Raw genomic sequence first — 610 nt, 5'->3', positions numbered from 1 at the left:
GCGGTAATCCGTCGGTTAGCGGTAATATCCGGAACTTCGATAACGCTGGCATTGCGTGGCTCGATGCCTGTCACATCCTTACCGACCCACACCACGCGACCATCTCCGGTGTAAGCTATTTTTATTGTGTCGCTGGCGAAATTCTTCAGCTCTTCATACCAGTTTTTTCCGTCTTCTGAAAAAAGCCAGGTGACCGAATATCGTTTTGTCATCTGATATTGTTCTGCTGTTTTCGGATTACCCGCAGTAATATTTTTTAAATGCAACATTGTTAAATACTCGCTACGTTATACCAGGTGCCATTAATCAGTTTTTGCAGTGGTCGGTAATACACACCGTCAACGTTATCCGCTGAGTTACGGCCGGTATCCGATATCGCCATCCCTGACAGCCCGTGTCCCGAAGGTGCGCAAAATCTCCACGAAACGGTGTTACTGCCGGGGCTGTAATACATTTCATGGCCATACCGTACATCCTGTACCCCCTCTGTTCGATATTTATAGCGGGCATCGAAGTTTCCGTAATTTAACGGAATTACCTGTCCGTTAACAGTGAACACTATGCTGTTATCCGGGTTTCTCTGGCTGAAAAAATGCCAGCCTGAATCATC

1 protein-coding gene and 1 pseudogene are annotated in these 610 nt (G+C 46.7%); both read right to left on the bottom strand.

Features of this window, described 5'->3' with window-relative positions; genetic code table 11:
• Window positions 1-269: pseudogene (locus tag ACUU1I_RS21065) on the bottom strand (tail fiber assembly protein); the annotation flags it as partial.
• A 2-nt stretch (window positions 270-271) separates the two neighbouring features.
• Window positions 272-610, bottom strand: a 339-nt coding sequence (locus tag ACUU1I_RS21060; RefSeq protein WP_077882971.1) for a phage tail protein, incomplete at its 5' end; no start/stop codon positions are given.

The organism is Shigella sp. SIG3 (assembly GCF_053555855.1).
Note: the sequence above shows the minus strand (reverse complement) of the source record. Positions and strands in the feature narration are given on the sequence as shown.